Origin of the sequence: Actinopolymorpha cephalotaxi (genome assembly GCF_013408535.1) — a bacterium.
GTDB classification, from domain to species: domain Bacteria; phylum Actinomycetota; class Actinomycetes; order Propionibacteriales; family Actinopolymorphaceae; genus Actinopolymorpha; species Actinopolymorpha cephalotaxi.
In genome coordinates this window covers 5,964,460-5,980,541 of the sequence record NZ_JACBZA010000001.1, presented here as the reverse complement: position 1 = coordinate 5,980,541, position 16,082 = coordinate 5,964,460, and the positions used below count along the sequence as shown (strand labels likewise).

The following is a 16,082-nucleotide window of genomic DNA, read 5'->3' as shown; positions in this document are numbered from 1 at the left end:
GTCCAGATGCCGCCCGCGAGACTCCACGGGCGGTCGTCAGGACGACGGGGTACGCCGGCCGGACGTGACATCTGCCTACAGGAGGCCGACCGGGTTTCCCACGGTCGCGATGTCGTGCAGGCCGTGCAGTTTGTCCGGGTTGACCTGGACATGGATGGTGGTGACCCGCCCGTCCACGACGTCCAGCGAGAACACGCTGTGCGGCTCACCGCGGGAGGTGACCACCAGCGCCAACCGCCCGTTGACGGAGGCGAGGTAGGTGCGCGGCTCCGGCGGCGGCTTCTGGGCGATGCCGGCCAGGAAGCGGGCCACCTTGTCCGCGCCCTCGATGACCCGCAGCGCCGCCTTGGCCACGCCGCCGCCGTCGCTGAGCAGGGTGACGTCGGGAGCGAGGAGGTTCATCAGGCCGGCCAGGTCGCCGGAGTTGGCGGCCGCCAGGAAGCGTTCGGTCGCGTCCCGCTGGGTGGTCCGGTCGGTCTCGAACCTCGGCCGGCGTGCCTCCACGTGCTGGCGCGCTCGCCGGGCCAGCTGGCGGACGGCATCCTCCGAGCGGCCGAGGGTGCCGGCGATCTCGGCGTGGGAGAACCCGAACGCCTCCCGCAGCACGAACACCGCGCGCTCCAGCGGGGACAGCGTTTCCAGCACCACCAGCATCCCGAACGACACCGAGTCGGCCAGCGCCACGTCGTCGGCGATGTCGGGCGCGGTGAGGATCGGCTCGGGCAGCCACGGCCCGACGTAGGTCTCGCGGCGGTGCTGGGCGCTGCGCAGCCGGTCGACGGCGAGGTGGGTCACCACCCGGACGAGGTACGCGCGGGGATCCCGCACGCTCGCGTGGTCGACCTCGCGCCAGCGGAGCCAGGCGTCCTGGACCGCGTCCTCGGCGTCGACGGCCCGGCCGAGCACGCGGTAGGCGACCCCGAACAGCAGGTCCCGGTGCTCGTCGAAGACCGCCGTCGGGTCGCCGGCGTCGATCCCGGCGTCGATCCCGGTGTCGGTCCCGGTGTCGGCCCTGGCTTCGGCCCCGGCCGGGGGTTCGGGCTCGCCGGGACCTCCCGCCTCGTGCGCCATGGTCATGGCCGCGCCTCCTGTCCCACGGTCGAGCTGTGGCCGCGAACTCGACCGTAGACGAGGCCGGTCCGGCGTACGTGACATGCGGCCGGATCGGTCGCGGCGTTCGGTCTGTCGGCGTCCTGGGGTTTGATGGGGGTACGGCGGGAGCCACCTCGACGGAAGGACCCACGCGTGAGCCTCTACGACACCCCCGTACGAACGCTGGCCGGTGCACCCGGATCCCTGGCCGACCTGGCCGGGCGTGCCCTGCTGGTCGTCAACGTCGCATCCAAGTGCGGCCTGACTCCGCAGTACACCGGACTGGAGCGGCTGCACGAGCAGTACGCCGACCGGGGCTTCGCGGTCGTCGGTTTCCCGTGCAACCAGTTCGGCGGGCAGGAGCCCGGTACGGCCGAGGAGATCCAGGAGTTCTGCTCCGCGACCTACGGCGTGACGTTCCCGATGTACGAGAAGGTCGAGGTCAACGGGCCCGACCGGCACCCGATCTACGCCGAGCTGACCGCCGTGCCGGACGCCGAGGGCGAGGCCGGCGACATCCAGTGGAACTTCGAGAAGTTCGTGGTCTCACCGAACGGCAAGATCGTCGCGCGGTTCCGCCCCGGTACCGAGCCGGACGACCCCAAGCTGGTGGAGACGATCGAGGCGAACCTGCCGAAGTAGCCGCCGCTCCGCTCGGCACGAGGACGTAGGCAAGGGGCGTCGTCCGGGATCGTCACGGGTCGTCCCTGGTCGTCGTGGTCGTCGGGGAGGTGGTGGGATGCCCGACTACGGACGGGATCTGGCGTTCGGATACTTCCTGGTGCCGAACGCCGCCGACCCGCTGCTGGACACCGCCCGGGAGCTGGAGCGGGCCGGTTTCGACTGCGTGGGCGTCCAGGACCACCCGTACCAGCGCCGCTACGTCGAGACCTGGACGCTGTTGGCGATGATCGCCGCCCGCACCGAGCGGATCCGGGTCTTTCCCGACGTGGCGAACCTCGCCCTGCGCCCGCCCGCCGTCCTCGCCAAGGCCGCGGCCAGCCTGGACCTGCTCAGCGGCGGGCGGTGCGAGCTCGGCCTGGGCAGCGGCGCGTTCTGGGACGCGATCGAGGCGTACGGCGGCACCCGGCGCAGCCCCGGCGAGGCGATCACCGGTCTCAGTGAGGCGATCGAGGTGATCCGGCTGCTGTGGAGCGGGCAGCGCGACCTACGGTTCGAGGGCCGCTTCCACCGGCTCGCCGGGACGGCCTCGGGCCCGGTGCCCGCGCACCCGATCGGCATCTGGCTGGGCGTCCACGGTCCGCGGGCGCTCGCCCTGACCGGCCGGTCCGCCGACGGGTGGCTGCCCTCCCTCCGCGACGGCGACGTCGGTGCGCTGACCGAGGGGGCGGCCCGGATCGACGAGGCCGCGCTCGCCGCGGGTCGCCGGCCTTCCGACGTACGCCGGATCCTGAACGTCGCCGGAACGCTCACCACCGGACGGTCCGAGGGCCTCCTGCGCGGGCCCGCCGACCAGTGGGTGGACGAGCTCACCGACCTCGCGGTAGGGCTCGGGTTCGACACGTTCGTGCTGTGGGCGGAGGATCCGGAGCAGTGGCGGAGGTTCGCCGCGGAGGTGATCCCCGCCGTCCGCGCGCAGGTGGCCGCCGAACGCGCCTGATCCCTTCCTGGGCTGCGCCGCGGCCACCAGGAACCGGTCGGCCGGCGACGCGCGACGCGGGTGACGGCGGCTCCCCCGTTCGGGTGAACCTGCCTCCCCTCTCCGCCTGAGTCGCCCCCTCGGCCCGGACGGGCGGGGTTACGTTGGCGGCTGTTGGCCACCGTGGGCGGTCGTGGCGCCGGCAAGTCGTGCGCCCCGCTCGGCGAGGGGAGCGGCATGGGCCTTCGGGACATCCTGCGAGACATTCCGGATCCGGTGTGGTGGCGTGAGCTGGGACCTCGGCTGAGGTGGATCCTGCGGCCGGTGCTCGCGCCGTTCGAGCCGGGCCGGCGTACCCGGCGCATGGTCGGGGCGGCGGCAATCCTGGCGGTGGCCGCGGTCACGGCGGTGGTGATCAGCCCGACGAACGGCGAACTGTCCTCGAACGGCCCCACCTGGCCGATGGCCGCACATCCCACGAGGGACAACCCGGTCTCGCGTACCAACGGCTTCTACGTCGACCCGCACGGCCAGCCCACGGTCTGGGTCCGTGACAACCCCCGCGACCCGCGCCGGTCCCTGATCGCGGAGGGGATCGCGCAGCGGCCAGTCGCCCGGTGGTTCCTGGGCGGCTGGGACGACGCCACCTCGGCGCGGCAGTACGCCACGGCGGCCGCGCGGGCACACCGGCTGCCGGTCCTGGTGGCGTACAACATCCCGCGCCGCGACTGCGGCGGCTACAGCGCGGGCGGTGCGTCCGACCCCGCGGCGTACCGGTCCTGGATCGACGGGCTGGCCGCCGGGATCGGCTCCCGCCCCGCCGTGGTGGTGCTCGAACCCGACGCGCTGGCCGGGCAGACCTGCCTGCCCGCCGCCTGGCAGCGCCAGTACGACCGGCTGATCGCGTACGCGGTGGACCGGTTCCGCGCCGTCTCACCCGGTACGTGGGTGTACGTCGACGCCGGGCACGCGGCCTGGATCCCGCCGGAGGTGATGGCCGAGCGGCTGCGCCGGGCGCACGTGGCGAACGCCCGCGGCTTCTCGCTGAACGTGTCCAACTACCGGTCCACGGAGGCGAACGTCGACTACGGCCACGCGATCGCGGACGCGCTCGGCGCGAAGGGGATCTCGTCGCGGTTCCTCGTCGACACCAGCCGCAACGGCCGGCCGACGGAGGACGCGCAGTGGTGCAACCCGCCTGGTCAGCGGGTCGGGCAGGCACCGCGCCTCGGCGGCTCGCACGCGCTGGACATGCAGGTGTGGGCCCGCCCGCCGGGTGAGTCCGACGGGCAGTGCGGCGTCGGCGCGAGCGTGCGGGCGGGAGAGTTCAGCCCCGCCATCGCGTACTCCCTGCTCACCGAGACCGACCCGCCCGGCTGGCGGCCCGGCCTCGCGCTGGGCCTGCGCCGCGGCGCCGACCTGTGGGCGGTGCTTCGAACCAGCTGAAGCCACGTTCGGCGCCTGATCCCGGCCGGCGGTCGAAACCGGTCGCGGTCGGGGGCGGGAATCCCTACGGTTCTGCGGTGTGGCAGGCCAAGACCCGGAACCTGGTCCGGAGACCGATCCGGAGACCGATCCGAAACAGATCGTCCGCCGGGGATACGACGCGATCTCGTACGCCTACCGCGGTGACGGTGACGACGGTGACGACGGTGACGACCCGCGGTACGCGCGGTGGATCGACGAGCTGACCGCCCGCGTTCCCGCTGGTGGCGCGGTGCTCGACCTGGGGTGCGGGTGTGGGGTGCCGGTGGCCCGGGCGCTGCACGAGGCGGGGTACGCGGTCACCGGCGTCGACCTCAGCGACGTCCAGATCGCACGTGCGCGCGCCCTCGTACCCGGCGCGACGTTCCTGCGGGCCGACGCCACGGCGGTGGAGTTCCCGGCCGGGTCCTTCGACGCGGTCGTCTGCCTGTACGCCCTCATCCACGTCCCACTGGACGAGCAGCCGGCGCTGCTGGCCCGGATCGCGTCCTGGCTGCGGCCCGGCGGCCGGCTCCTCGCCACGGCCGGCCACACCGCCTGGACGGGCTCGGAGGAGAACTGGCTCGGCGCGCCGATGTGGTGGAGCCACGCCGACGCCGCGACCTACCGCGGATGGCTGACGCGGGCGGGGCTCACTATCACCGGAGAGGAGTTCGTGCCCGAAGGAGACAGCGGGCACAGCCTGTTCCGGGCGCGGCGGAGCTGATCCGCGGCCCAAGAACCTGCCGGCCTCGTCGGATTCTTCCGCGGAAGAATCCCGGCCCCGACCGCGAACGTCGGCCCACAGCTCAAGCGAGAACAGCCGCCAGGCCGGCCGGACGGAAGTGGGGAGACGGCAGGTGGCTACGACCGCGGCGGGTTTTCACGCTTCGGCGGGCACGACGGTCCGGCGACCGTAGTGCGAAACCTCGCGGTGGCCCTGACACCCGTTCGTCTTCACGCTTCGGCCGGCCACATCGGCGCGCCCGCACCAGGTCAGGACCGGCGGGCCCGAGCGCCGCGGATTCTTCCGCGGAAGAATCTCCGACTCGTGACCGGGAGCTCGGCTCGGTCAGCCGGTGCGGGTGGGCAGGCCGGCCGCGGCCCAGGCCACGAAGCCGCCGTCCACGTCGGTGGCGCGGTGCAGGCCGAGGTCCTGCAGCGCGGCCGCCGCGAGGCTGGAGGTGTAGCCCTCCGAGCACAGGACGAGGACCTCCACGTCGTACCCCGTCGCCTCCGGCAGCCGAGCGTCGCCGGCCGGGTCGAACCGCCATTCCAGGACGTTGCGTTCGACCACCAGCGCGCCCGGGACCGCACCCTCGACCTGACCTTCCCGGGCCCGCTGCTCGCTGGGCCGGATGTCGACCAGCACCGCGCCGGCCCGCACCCGGTCGTACGCCTGCTCCGGGCTGAGGCGGTTCAGCCGGGCGCGCGCCTGCGCGAGCACGTCGTCGATCGTGCGACGTTCGGGCGTGCCGCGTTCGGGCGTGGAGCGGCGTACGGACGCGGCCCGTTCGGGCGTGGGGTGCTCCGGCGAGGGGTGCTCGGACGTTGGCCTCACGGGGGTGGTCACCAGTCGACTCCTACGCGTTCGGAGGACAGCACCGTCAGCCGCCGGTCCACCACGGCGTACCTCGTCATGGCGGTGAGTTCGGGCGCGTACGCGTGGACGCTGACGGCGGGCACGTCGCCGGAGTTGGCGACGTCATGGACGTGTTCGTACCCGAAGCCGCGGACCTGACCCGCGCCGAAGTGCCGGCGAGCAGGGCGTACGACGGTGCCCGGGGTGATCCGGCCACCGGGCAGGGCGCCGTCGGCCGCGTCGGCCGCGTCGGCCGCGTCGGGGCCGGCCGGAGTGACGGTGGTCTCGGTCAGCGCACCCCGCACCACCGTGAACGCGCCGAGTGCCTCGCCGTGGTCGTGCAGGCCGGTGCCCTGTCCGGGCAGCCAGGCGATCAGCCACACCTCGTGGTCGGGGTCGACGTCGAGGCGGGCGTACCAGCGTTCGCCGCCGTGGCCGAAACGTAGCCGGTCCTGCCACAGTCGCGGCTCGGCGGCGACCCGGCGTACCAGCGCGGCGGCGGAGGCGACGCTGGGTACGTCGACGGTGAACCGGCCCGCCTGGTGTCCGGCGGGGAAGGGGACGGAGGTGTCGCTGAAGGTCAGGGATGTCGCGGACATGGGTGTCTCCGGGGAACGAGTCGAGCCGACGATGGGTTGCTCGAACCGCTGGTCCCACGCCCGTGCCGGGCAGGTGTGCTTCAGGCAGGTCGGGAGGGCGGACCAGCGGCGCACCGACACCGCTGGTCGAAGTGGTCGCCCCGGCGGCCGTTCCAGAAGACGTCGAGCAGGGGCAGGCGACGGATGGTCACGGGCGGGCCTCGCGCTCGCACGGCGACGCGCCGCTGTCAGTACCGACGGTCGTCGCGCCGGCCCACTCCGGCACCGGCCGGGTGTCGTCCACCGGCTCCCAGCGCCCGTCGACCACGGCGTACTCCCACCGCGGCCCGTTCACCAGCAGGTCCTCGACCGCGTCGGCGAGCCGGTCGACGTCGGCCAGGGTGCTGCCGACGCCGAAGCTCGCCCGCAGCGTCCCGTCGGGCGCGCCCAGCCGGGACAGCAGCGGGTGCGCGCAGAACTTACCGTCGCGGACGCCGATGCCGTGCTCGGCGGAGAGGTACGCCGCGGCGAGTCCGGGGTGGTAGCCCTCGATGCTGAACGCCACCACGCCGATCGCGTCCGGGCTGTCCCGCCAGATCCGGTGCCGGCGTACGCCGGGCAGGGCGTCCAGGCGAGCGACCAGCCGGGCCCGCAGGGCCTCCTCGTGCGCGGCCAGCGCGCCGTCGGGCAGTGCGGCCAGCGTCTCGCAGGCCTGGCCGAGTGCCGCCGCGCCGAGCACGTTGGGGGTGCCGCCCTCGTGCCGCTGCGGTGCGTCCGCCCAGGTGGTGCCGGTGAGGGTGACCTCGCGGACGGCGCCGCCGCCGGGGAGGTACGCCGGGGCCGCGTCCAGCCAGTCGCGGCGGCCGACCAGGGCGCCCACACCCAGCGGCGCGTAGAGCTTGTGCCCGGAGAACGCCACGTAGTCGACGCCGCTCGCGGCCAGGTCGATCCGCCGGTGCGGCGCGAGCTGGGCGGCGTCCAGGACGACGCGGGCGCCGGCCTGGTGCGCGGCGGCGACGATCTCGTCCAGGGGAAGCACCTCGCCGGTGACGTTGGACGCGCCGGTGATCGCGAGGAGTGCGGCCGGCCGGGCGGCGAGCTCGGCTCGCAGGGCGACCAGCGTGGCCCGCTGCGTCGTACCGGCGACCACGCACCGGTGCCGGCCGCGGCGCCACGGCAGCAGGTTGGCGTGGTGCTCGATGTCGAGGAAGAGCACGTCACCGGCATCGTCGGCGCCGGTGCTGCCATCGCTGCCGTCGCCGCTGGCGGGGGCGTCGGGGCCGTCCTCGGTGCGGCCGAGCACGGACCGGGCCAGCAGGTTCAGCGCGTCGGTGGTGTTGCGGGTGAACACGACAACGTCGTCGGCGCGTGCTCCCACGAACGCCGCGACCTGGGCACGAGCATGTTCGTAGCGAGCGGTGCTGATCCGCGACGCGTACCCCGCGCCCCGATGCACGCTCGCGTAGTACGGCGCCACCCGCGCCAGATGCGCGGCCACGTCGGACAGGCACGGCGCGCTCGCGGCGTAGTCGAGGTTGGCGTACGCCCTGGTCTCGCCGGTGACCAGCGGCACCTGGAGGTCACCGCCCACCACGGGCAGCAGCGGAGCGGCACCCACGGGAGTCGCCGGATTTCCACGTACGGAAGGCACGGCACCGGACGTCGTCCGGTCGGCCGGGGACGGGAGCGGGATGTCGGCGGTACGGCGAACGGGACGAACAGGTCTGGCGGCAACGGCACTCAACGGACTCACGACGCACCTCACAGGTCTCGGGGACCCGGTGGGCGTGGGGTCCCGCGCTTGCCGCACCGGTCGGCGCGACCTGGTCCTCACCCGGGGCACCCCACCGCGGAGGAGGGTTGCCGGCCAGCAAGCCGGGGCTGGCGAGTCCCGCCCACCTCGACCGGCGCGGATCGTGCCGTGCGCCGTGGTGGACGAGTCTCCTGCTGGCACTCGTGACCGGAAGTCACAGTAACGGTTGTCGGGAACGGCCGAAGGTATGTCTCGAATACTGAAATCAGAGTCTGCGATACGGACAAACGGCGTGGGTTGGCTCTCGCGCAGGCCTCCGACCTGGGCTTTCGTGGTCGGCGTCCTCGTGCTCACCGCCGTTGTCTGGGCGGCACTCCAGCCGTCGCTCCCCTACCTCGGGCACGACGAGGCGGTCTACGCGGCCAAGGCGCGGTCCTGGCTCACGGGAGCGCCGAGCGCGCAGTGGGGCATTCATCGCGCGCCCGGGCTGCCGGCGCTCGGCTACGCCGCGCTCGCGGTACACGGGAGCGTGACGTCCGTCCGGGTCGTGGGGCTGCTCCTGGCGCTGCTGGCGTTCGGCCTGTTCTGCTGGGTCGGAATCGGCCTGCTCGGCCCCGCGCGCGGCGCCGTGACCGCCCTGCTGGTGCTGTCCGGACCGGGGTTCGTCCGCCGGATCCCGGAGTTCCTCACCGATGTCGGGACCGCCGGGCTGCTGGCCGGCGCGGCGTACTGCCTGGTGCGCGCCCAGGAAGGCAGCGCGCTGCCGGCGCGGCGTACCGGCTCCCATCGGGCCGGAGGCGGAGACCGGTGGTTGCCGGCCGCGGCCGGGTTCGTGCTCGGAGCGTTCTATCTGCGGTACGGCGCGGTCGCGGGCGTCCTCGCCCTGGCCCTCGCCGCCGCGGTGGCCTGGGGGCCGCGCGCCTGGCTGGCCCGGTGGCGCGGTCTGCTCGGCGCGGCCGCGGTGCTGGCGGTGGGACTGGCGCCGCACCTCGTCCTCGCCGACCGTCTGACCGGATCGCCGCTCGGCATGGTGCGGGCATCCGCCGGCGCGGGGCACTCGGAGGGCTTCGGCGGCCTGCTGTTCTACCTGCGGATGTTCCCCGTGAAACTTGCCGGGCCGTGGGGCGGGGTAGTGATGGCCGCCGGTCTGGTCGCGGGGGCGCTCGCGGTGTGGCGGCTGGTCCGCCGCAGACCGCGACCGGAGGACCGCCGCACGGTGTTCGTGGTGTTCGCCGGCGTCGCGCTCGTCGTCCTCATCGGGCTGGCGGCGCACGGAGAGCCGAGGTTCGTGTTCATGTCGGTGTTCCTGCTGACCCTGGCCGGCGTCGCGGGCCTGGCGGAGTTGGCCCGCGCCCGCGCACGGCTGCTGCTCGGTGCGCTGGCCGCCGGCGCGGTGGCGACGTTGCCGGTGACCGGTCTGCTCGTCGCCCGCGGACCGCTGCGCGACGTGACCAGCGAGCGGGAGTCGCTGGTGGCGGCGGCCGCGGCAGTGGCGGCGGAGTCCGGTGGAGCGGCCGGCGACTCGGCGGGATTCACCGGCTCGGCCGGGCGGTGCGTCGTGGTGACCGGTTACCAGCCCGAGGTCGGGTGGTACTCCGGCTGCGCGACGGCCACGCTGACCCAGGCGGCAGCCGGTGACCTCCCGCCGAACACGCCGGTGTCGTACCTCGTGTTCGCACACGGCCGCGACCAGCTCCCACCGGCGGGTGTCCGGCGGCTCGCCCGTGAGCGCTCCGCACGAGTGGTCGACCTGCCCGCCGTGGGGTCGCTGGGTACCGGCCGGCTGGTCACCGTGGAGGGAAGGCCGCCGCAGATCCCGCCACGCGGCTGACGTCCGTACTGCCTGATCGGCGGGCGGGCCCCCGTGGGTGACTGCCGGGAGCACCGGCGGACACGGACTGGCGATCCGGGCAGGGGGCTGGCAGGCTCGGTCCGTGGCTTCGGATCATCCCGGCAACCCAGGCGGCAACCCAGGCGGCAACCCAGGCGGCAACCCAGGCGGCAACCCAGAGGTGCGGCGATTCGTCGTGTACGGCGCCGGCGCGATCGGCGGCGTACTCGGTGCCCGGCTGCACGCGGCCGGGCACGAGGTCGTGCTGATCGCGCGTGGCGCGCACCTGGCCGCGATCAGGGCCGACGGCCTGCGGGTGGAGTCGCCCGACGGCACTCAGACGCTGCCCATCCCCGCGGTCTCCGGGCCGGACGAGGTCGACTGGCGCCCGGGCGACGTCGTGCTGCTCGCGATGAAGAGCACCGACACCGATGCGGCGGTCCGCGCCCTCGCCGCCGTGGCCGACCCGGCGACGCCGGTGGTGTGCGTACAGAACGGCGTGGCCAACGAGCCCACCGTCCTGCGGCACTTCGCACACGTCTACGGCGTGCACGTGATGTTCCCCGCGACCCACCTCACGCCCGGTGTGGTGCAGGCGCAGTCCGCGCCGGTGACCGGGATCCTCGACCTGGGCCGCTACCCGCACGGGGTGGACGAGACCGCCGAGCGGATCGCCGCCGCGTTCCGGTCCGCGACGTTCGCCTGCGAGCCGCGGCCGGACATCATGCGCGGCAAGTACGTCAAACTGCTCGGCAACCTCGGCAACGCCGTCGACGCGCTGTGCGGCCGGTCCGGCGACGGTGACGGCGAGAATCCGCAGGAGATCGTCGAGCGGCTGCGCGCGGAGGGTTCCGCCGTGCTCGAGGCGGCCGGGATCGAGTTCATGTCGTTCGCGGAGGACCGGGCCCGGCGCGGCGACCTGATCCAGGTCCGCCCGGTCAACGGCCGGTCGCGGACCGGGAGCTCGTCCTGGCAGAGCCTGGCCCGGTCCACCGGGGCGATCGAGGCCGACCACCTCAACGGCGAGATCGTGTTGCTCGGCCGCCTGCACGGCGTACCCACCCCCGCCAACGAACTCGTCCGCCGGCTCGCCAACCAGGCGGCCCGGGCGGGCGATCCGCCCGGTTCGCTCCGGGTCGCGGACTTCTGGAAGCTGCTGGCGGCGGCCGAGCCGGCCGAGCCGGGTACGTCGGAAGACGCCGTACTCCCCACGTCGTAGGCAGGCCGCCTGCCCCCGACGGATGCCGACCGCGACCGTCGTGGCCTAGCGTTCCTGTCGTGACCACTCCGCCGCCCCCCGCCGACGCCGGCTCCCGGTGGCGGGCCGCCCGGGACGCCGGGCGCGCGGTGGGGTCGTGGCCGATCAAGCTGCCGATCGCGGTGGCGGTGATCCAGGTGGCCGGCACGCTCGGCGCCGCGCACAACCAGCCGGGCACCAGACCGGTCGACGCGCTGGCGATCACGCTGCTGCTCCTCGGCCCGGCCGCCCTGGTGTTCCGCCGGGCCCGGCCGGTCGCCGCGCTGTACTTCGTGATGGGGGTGTCGTTCGCCTACATCCTGATCGGCTATCCGTACGGCCCGTTCTTCCTCTCCGCGATCGTGGCGTTGTTCGAGGCGGTGCGGTACGGCCACCGCTTGGCGGCCTGGCTGACCGCGGGCGCGGTGTACTTCGGCCACATCGCCTACCGCTGGGAGTCCGGCGAGGGTCCCGGCCTCATCGCGGCGATCGTGGTCGCCGGCTGGCTGCTGGCGGTGCTGATCGGCTCCGAGCTCAACCGCATCCGCGAGGAACGCGTCGAGGAGAGCCGGCGGGCCAAGGCGGCCGAGGCCGCGGGCCGGGTCAGCGAGGAACGCGTACGGATCGCCCGCGAGCTGCACGACGTGGTGGCGCACAACATCTCGCTGATCAACGTGCAAGCCGGGGTGGCGCTGCACCTGATGGACGCCCAGCCCGAGCAGGCCCGGACCGCGCTGACCGCGATCAAGCAGGCCAGCAAGGAGGCGCTGGTCGAGCTCAGGTCGGTGCTCGGAGTCCTGCGCCAGGTCGACGAACCCGGTCCGCGCCGGCCCGCGCCCAGCCTGCGCCGGCTGACCGAACTGGTGGCGCGTACCCAGGCGGCCGGGCTCGACGTCCGGGTGGACGTGGAGGGGACGCCGGAGCCGCTGCCGTCCAGCGTCGACACCGCGGCGTACCGGATCGTGCAGGAGGCGCTCACCAACGTCCTCCGGCACGCGGGCGCTCGCTCGGCCGTGGTGCGCGTCGCGTACTCCGACGAGATCGTGACGGTCGAGGTGACCGACGACGGCTGCGGTACGCCGACGGCACTGGCCGGCGGTGGCGGCACAGGCAGTGGCGGCAGTGGCCTGCCCGGCATGCGTGAACGCGTCGGGGCGCTCGGCGGGCGGCTGCACGTAGGACCATTGCCCGGCGGAGGTTTCCGGGTGTACGCGGAGTTACCGCGGGAGGGAGCACCATGATCTCGGTCCTGCTCGCCGACGACCAGGCGCTGGTCCGCGCTGGTTTCCGGTCCCTGCTGGACGCCGAACCCGACATCGAGGTGGTCGCCGAGGCCGCGGACGGCGGCCAGGCGGTGGAGCACGCGCTGGCGAAGCGGCCGGACGTCGTCCTGATGGACATCCGGATGCCCGACGTGGACGGGCTGGAGGCCACCCGCCGGATCGTCGCCGAACCCGAGCTCGCCGGCGTGCACGTCGTCATCCTGACCACGTTCGACCTGGACGAGTACGTCTTCGAGGCGTTGCGGACGGGCGCGAGCGGGTTCCTGGTCAAGGACACCGAGCCGGTGGAGCTGCTGCGCGGCGTCCGCGCGGTGGCCTCCGGGGACGCGCTGCTGTCGCCGGGAGTGACCCGCCGGCTGATCGCGGAGTTCGCCAGCCGGTCGAAGGAGCCGGTACGCGGCGCCGACCTGGCGGCGCTGACCGAACGCGAGCGCGAGGTGCTCGCGCTGGTGGCCGAGGGGCTGTCCAACGACGAGATCGCCGCCCGGCTGGTGGTCAGCCCGGCGACCGCGAAGACGCACGTCAGCCGGGCGATGATCAAGCTGGGCGCGCGCGACCGGGCGCAGCTGGTGGTGTTCGCGTACGAGGCCGGGTTGGTGCGGCCCGGCTGGCTGGGCTGACCACGCGGAACCCCTGTCGCTAGCGCCTGGGCACCCAACCGGGCTGTGGGGATTCCGGACTCTCCGGTCCCCGATGGCGTACGGGCGGGGGCGTCGGCCGGCCCGTGGGCGCCGCCGACGTCGGCGCCTCCGCCGCGGGACCCGGGCGCACGAGTTCCGCGGCCCTGGTCACGATCTCCTGGGCCGCGGCGAGGGTGGCCGGCGCGAGGTCGTCGAGCCGGGCCAGCCCGTCCGCGCGGATCGCCTTGTCGTGGGGGACGCGGACGACGGCGGCGAGGCGCCGGCGTACCGGCTCGAGCTCGCCGTCCATCCAGCGCGGCGGGTCGGTGCCGGCGACCTCGACCACCGCGGCCACCATCCGGTCGACGGCCAGGCCGTCGTGTTCGAGCACCTGGACCAGCCGGGCCAGGGCGGCCGCGCCGAACCCGCTCGCCGAGGTGACCAGCACGGGCACCGCGTCCGGCCGCCCGGCCCACTCGTCCAGGGCCGAGGGCCGGGCGGCGTTGCGGGCGGCGACGTGGGCGAGCGCGACCGGTGTGGAGGTGTCCACGACCCCGGCGAACCAGCCGCCGGTCTCCAGCAGATGGGCGTACCACCGGGGGTCCTCGGGCACCGCGACCGGCGCCCGGGTCCACGGCCGGGCGTCGGTGAGCACGTCGTACCCCGGTCCGTCGGCCGCGTCCGCGCCGAGGTCGGGCAGGTCGTCGCCCCGCCTGCGCCGGCGCACGGGGACGGGCCGGCGCAGCGCGGCGCCCCGCACCGCGTCGGGGTCGAGCGCTCGGCCGGGAGAGACCAGCGCCGCGGGCAGGCCGACCGACTGGTCACCGGCGACGTCTCCGGCAGCACCGTGGGCAACACCGAGACCGAGCCAGTCCGCCCACGGCGAGGCACCCCTGGGTACCGTGTCGACCAGCACCGTGCGGGTGGTCGGCGCGAGCACCTGGGCGAGCAGCCCGGCCAGCGCCGAACGCCCGGCACCGCCGCTCGCGCCCAGCACCGGAAGGAGGGCGCGGACTCCACGCGGCAGCATGGCGTTGCCGCCCCGCCTGCTCGGTCCGCGTCTCTTCACCGGTCGAGGATAGCCGCGGCGAAGGCCTCTCGCCCGCCCATCGCCCGCCCACCGGGCGCCCACGAAAACGACGGGAGCGGCCGGCGACGTCGTTGTCGCCGGCCGCTCCACGGACGGTCGTTCCAGCCGAGGTCCACTACGCGCGGACCGCGTTCACCACCTGTCAACTACTGCTTGACAGCACCCGCCGCGAGGTCGGCGAGGAACTGCCGGGCACCGAGGAAGAACACGATGATCAGCGGGATCACCGCGAGCAGCGTGCCGGCCATCACCATGCTGTAATCGGTGTTGTAGAGGCCGTTCAGCTGCGACAGCGCCACCTGCAGCGTCTGGCGACCCGGGTCGATCAGCACCACCAACGGCCAGAAGTAGTCGTTCCAGGCGTTGATGAAGGTGAAGATCCCGAGGAACGCCAGCGCCGGCCGCAGCAGCGGAACCGCCACGTGCCAGTACTGCCGCCAGAAGTTGCAGCCGTCGATCCGGGCGGCGTCCAGCAACTCCGCGCTCACCGCACCCTGGGCGTACTGCCGGAGCAGGAAGATGCCGAACGCGTTCACCGCACCGGGCACGATCAGTGCCTGGAACGAACCCACCCAGCCGAAGTTCGCCATGATGACGAACGACGGCACCGTGGACAGCTGGGACGGGATCATGAACGTCACCAGCAGCACGACGAACAGCAGGTTCTTGGCCGGGAAGTCGAACTTCGCGAACGCGAACGCCGCGATCGAGTCGAAGAACAACACCAGCACCGTCGTCACCACCGCCACGAAGATCGTGTTGGCGGTGGAGCCGAGCAGGTTCACGCTGTCGAAGACCTTGCCGATGTTCTCCAGCAGGTGGGTGCCCGGCAGGAGTTCCGGCGGGAACTTGAAGATGTCCTCCGTCGTCCGGCTGGCCATCACGAACATCCAGTAGAACGGGAAGATCGAGATGGCCACGCCGAACAGGAGCAGCACATGGGTGACGACGGACCAGACGCGCTGGGTGGCGGTGGCGTTCATGCGCGCACTCCCTTCCGCGAACCCCGGTTACCGGCGCCCTGCACCAGCCGCCAGTTGATCAGCGAGAACAGAATCATGATGACGAACAGGCCCCAGCCGATCGCGGCGCCGTAGCCGAACTGGTTGTTGATGAACGCCTGTTGGTACAGGTAGAGCACCATCGTCGAGCCCTCCGAGCCCGGGCCGCCGCCGTTGCCGACGAGCACCTGCGGCTCGGTGAACAACTGCATGCCGCCGATGGTGGAGGTGATGACGGTGAACAGGATGATCGGGCGCAGCAGCGGAACCGTGATGCGGAAGAAGACCTGCCACAGGTTCGCCCCGTCGACCTTCGCGGCCTCGTACAACTCCGTCGGGATCGCCTGCAGACCGGCGAGATAGATGATCGCGTTGTAGCCGGTCCATCGCCAGATCACCATGGCGGCAATGGCGACCTTGATGCCCCATGGTGTGTTCAGCCACTCGACCGTGTCCAGGTGCAGCCCTTCCAGGGCGGCGTTCAGCAGGCCGAAGTTGTTGCTGAAGATCGAGCCGAAGATGATCGCGATCGCCACGATCGAGGTGACGTTGGGGATGAAGTACGCGATTCGGTAGGCGCTGCGGCCGCGGATCTGCTGGTTCAGCATGAACGCGATGACCAGCGCGAAGAACAGCATCGGGATGGTGGAGATGAACCAGATCTGGAAGGTGTTGACGATCGACTTCCAGAAGATCGGGTCCGACAGCATGAACTGGTACTGCGCGAGCCCGACGAACCTCATCGCCCCGATGCCGTTCCAGTTCTGGAACGAAAGGTAGAGCGAGAAGCCGATCGGGAACAACCCGAAGATCGCGAACAGGATGTAGAAGGGCGAGATCGCGGCGTAGAGAGACAGCAGTTCGGACTTCGAGCGCCCGGCGTGGTTGCCGGTCGAGCGGCGCTCCTCCGGTGCCTGCGCCGGAGCGGTCAGCGGCGTCGTGGTGGCCATG

The 16,082-nt window shown here is 73.1% G+C and carries 15 protein-coding genes and 1 riboswitch; of the genes, 8 read left to right on the top strand and 7 right to left on the bottom strand.

Annotation, left to right across the window (positions count from 1 at the left end; all coding sequences use genetic code 11):
- Positions 1 to 75 precede the first annotated feature (75 nt).
- Positions 76 to 1,077, bottom strand: a complete 1,002-nt coding sequence (locus tag FHR37_RS26580) for an RNA polymerase sigma-70 factor (RefSeq protein ID WP_237768839.1) — start codon at positions 1,075 to 1,077, stop codon at positions 76 to 78.
- A 168-nt stretch (positions 1,078 to 1,245) separates the two neighbouring features.
- Between FHR37_RS26580 and FHR37_RS26575 the strand changes: the two genes are divergently transcribed.
- The 4 genes from FHR37_RS26575 (at position 1,246) to FHR37_RS26560 (ending at position 4,883) form a co-directional block, all read left to right on the top strand.
- Positions 1,246 to 1,734 (top strand): glutathione peroxidase, encoded by a 489-nt coding sequence (locus FHR37_RS26575; RefSeq protein ID WP_092883908.1) that lies wholly within the window; start codon positions 1,246 to 1,248, stop codon positions 1,732 to 1,734.
- A 97-nt stretch (positions 1,735 to 1,831) separates the two neighbouring features.
- Positions 1,832 to 2,713, top strand: a complete 882-nt coding sequence (locus FHR37_RS26570) for an LLM class flavin-dependent oxidoreductase (RefSeq protein WP_092883907.1) — start codon at positions 1,832 to 1,834, stop codon at positions 2,711 to 2,713.
- Positions 2,714 to 2,929: 216 nt separating this feature from the next.
- Entirely contained in the window at positions 2,930 to 4,138 is a 1,209-nt protein-coding gene (locus FHR37_RS26565) for a glycoside hydrolase family 6 protein (RefSeq protein ID WP_139238993.1), read from the top strand.
- Positions 4,139 to 4,217: 79 nt separating this feature from the next.
- Positions 4,218 to 4,883: a class I SAM-dependent methyltransferase gene (locus FHR37_RS26560; RefSeq protein ID WP_092883905.1), complete on the top strand. Its 666-nt coding sequence runs from the start codon at positions 4,218 to 4,220 to the stop codon at positions 4,881 to 4,883.
- Between the two features lie 345 nt (positions 4,884 to 5,228).
- Here FHR37_RS26560 and FHR37_RS26555 read toward each other — a convergent pair whose 3' ends face one another.
- From FHR37_RS26555 to FHR37_RS26545, 3 genes are all read right to left on the bottom strand, one after another.
- Positions 5,229 to 5,729, bottom strand: coding sequence for a rhodanese-like domain-containing protein (locus FHR37_RS26555; protein ID WP_237768838.1), 501 nt, complete (start codon positions 5,727 to 5,729; stop codon positions 5,229 to 5,231).
- Positions 5,726 to 6,337: a cysteine dioxygenase gene (locus FHR37_RS26550; protein ID WP_092884083.1), complete on the bottom strand. Its 612-nt coding sequence runs from the start codon at positions 6,335 to 6,337 to the stop codon at positions 5,726 to 5,728. The genes FHR37_RS26555 and FHR37_RS26550 overlap by 4 nt, the downstream gene beginning before the upstream one ends.
- A 187-nt stretch (positions 6,338 to 6,524) precedes the next feature.
- Positions 6,525 to 7,934: an aminotransferase class V-fold PLP-dependent enzyme gene (locus tag FHR37_RS26545; protein ID WP_237768837.1), complete on the bottom strand. Its 1,410-nt coding sequence runs from the start codon at positions 7,932 to 7,934 to the stop codon at positions 6,525 to 6,527.
- 174 nt (positions 7,935 to 8,108) lie between these two features.
- A riboswitch (SAM riboswitch) is annotated at positions 8,109 to 8,222 on the bottom strand.
- A 139-nt stretch (positions 8,223 to 8,361) separates the two neighbouring features.
- Here FHR37_RS26545 and FHR37_RS26540 point away from each other — a divergent pair.
- From FHR37_RS26540 to FHR37_RS26525, 4 genes are all read left to right on the top strand, one after another.
- The gene (locus FHR37_RS26540; RefSeq protein ID WP_139238992.1) at positions 8,362 to 9,900 is read left to right on the top strand and encodes a glycosyltransferase; all 1,539 of its coding nucleotides are present in this window, start codon (positions 8,362 to 8,364) and stop codon (positions 9,898 to 9,900) included.
- A 181-nt stretch (positions 9,901 to 10,081) separates the two neighbouring features.
- On the top strand, positions 10,082 to 11,119 hold the full coding sequence (locus tag FHR37_RS26535; RefSeq protein WP_092883903.1) for a ketopantoate reductase family protein: 1,038 nt from the start codon (positions 10,082 to 10,084) through the stop codon (positions 11,117 to 11,119).
- Between the two features lie 59 nt (positions 11,120 to 11,178).
- Positions 11,179 to 12,378 (top strand): sensor histidine kinase, encoded by a 1,200-nt coding sequence (locus FHR37_RS26530; RefSeq protein ID WP_202818125.1) that lies wholly within the window; start codon positions 11,179 to 11,181, stop codon positions 12,376 to 12,378.
- Positions 12,375 to 13,040, top strand: a complete 666-nt coding sequence (locus FHR37_RS26525) for a response regulator (protein ID WP_092883902.1) — start codon at positions 12,375 to 12,377, stop codon at positions 13,038 to 13,040. The genes FHR37_RS26530 and FHR37_RS26525 overlap by 4 nt, the downstream gene beginning before the upstream one ends.
- A 19-nt stretch (positions 13,041 to 13,059) precedes the next feature.
- Here the strand turns inward: FHR37_RS26525 and FHR37_RS26520 are convergent, their stop codons facing one another.
- The 3 genes from FHR37_RS26520 to FHR37_RS26510 form a co-directional block, all read right to left on the bottom strand.
- A complete protein-coding gene (locus tag FHR37_RS26520; RefSeq protein ID WP_139238991.1) occupies positions 13,060 to 14,109 on the bottom strand; it encodes a hypothetical protein in 1,050 nt (349 codons plus the stop codon).
- Between the two features lie 167 nt (positions 14,110 to 14,276).
- On the bottom strand, positions 14,277 to 15,113 hold the full coding sequence (locus tag FHR37_RS26515; RefSeq protein ID WP_092883900.1) for a carbohydrate ABC transporter permease: 837 nt from the start codon (positions 15,111 to 15,113) through the stop codon (positions 14,277 to 14,279).
- A complete protein-coding gene (locus FHR37_RS26510; protein ID WP_092883899.1) occupies positions 15,110 to 16,081 on the bottom strand; it encodes a carbohydrate ABC transporter permease in 972 nt (323 codons plus the stop codon). The genes FHR37_RS26515 and FHR37_RS26510 overlap by 4 nt, the downstream gene beginning before the upstream one ends.
- Between the last annotated feature and the right edge of the window lies 1 nt (position 16,082).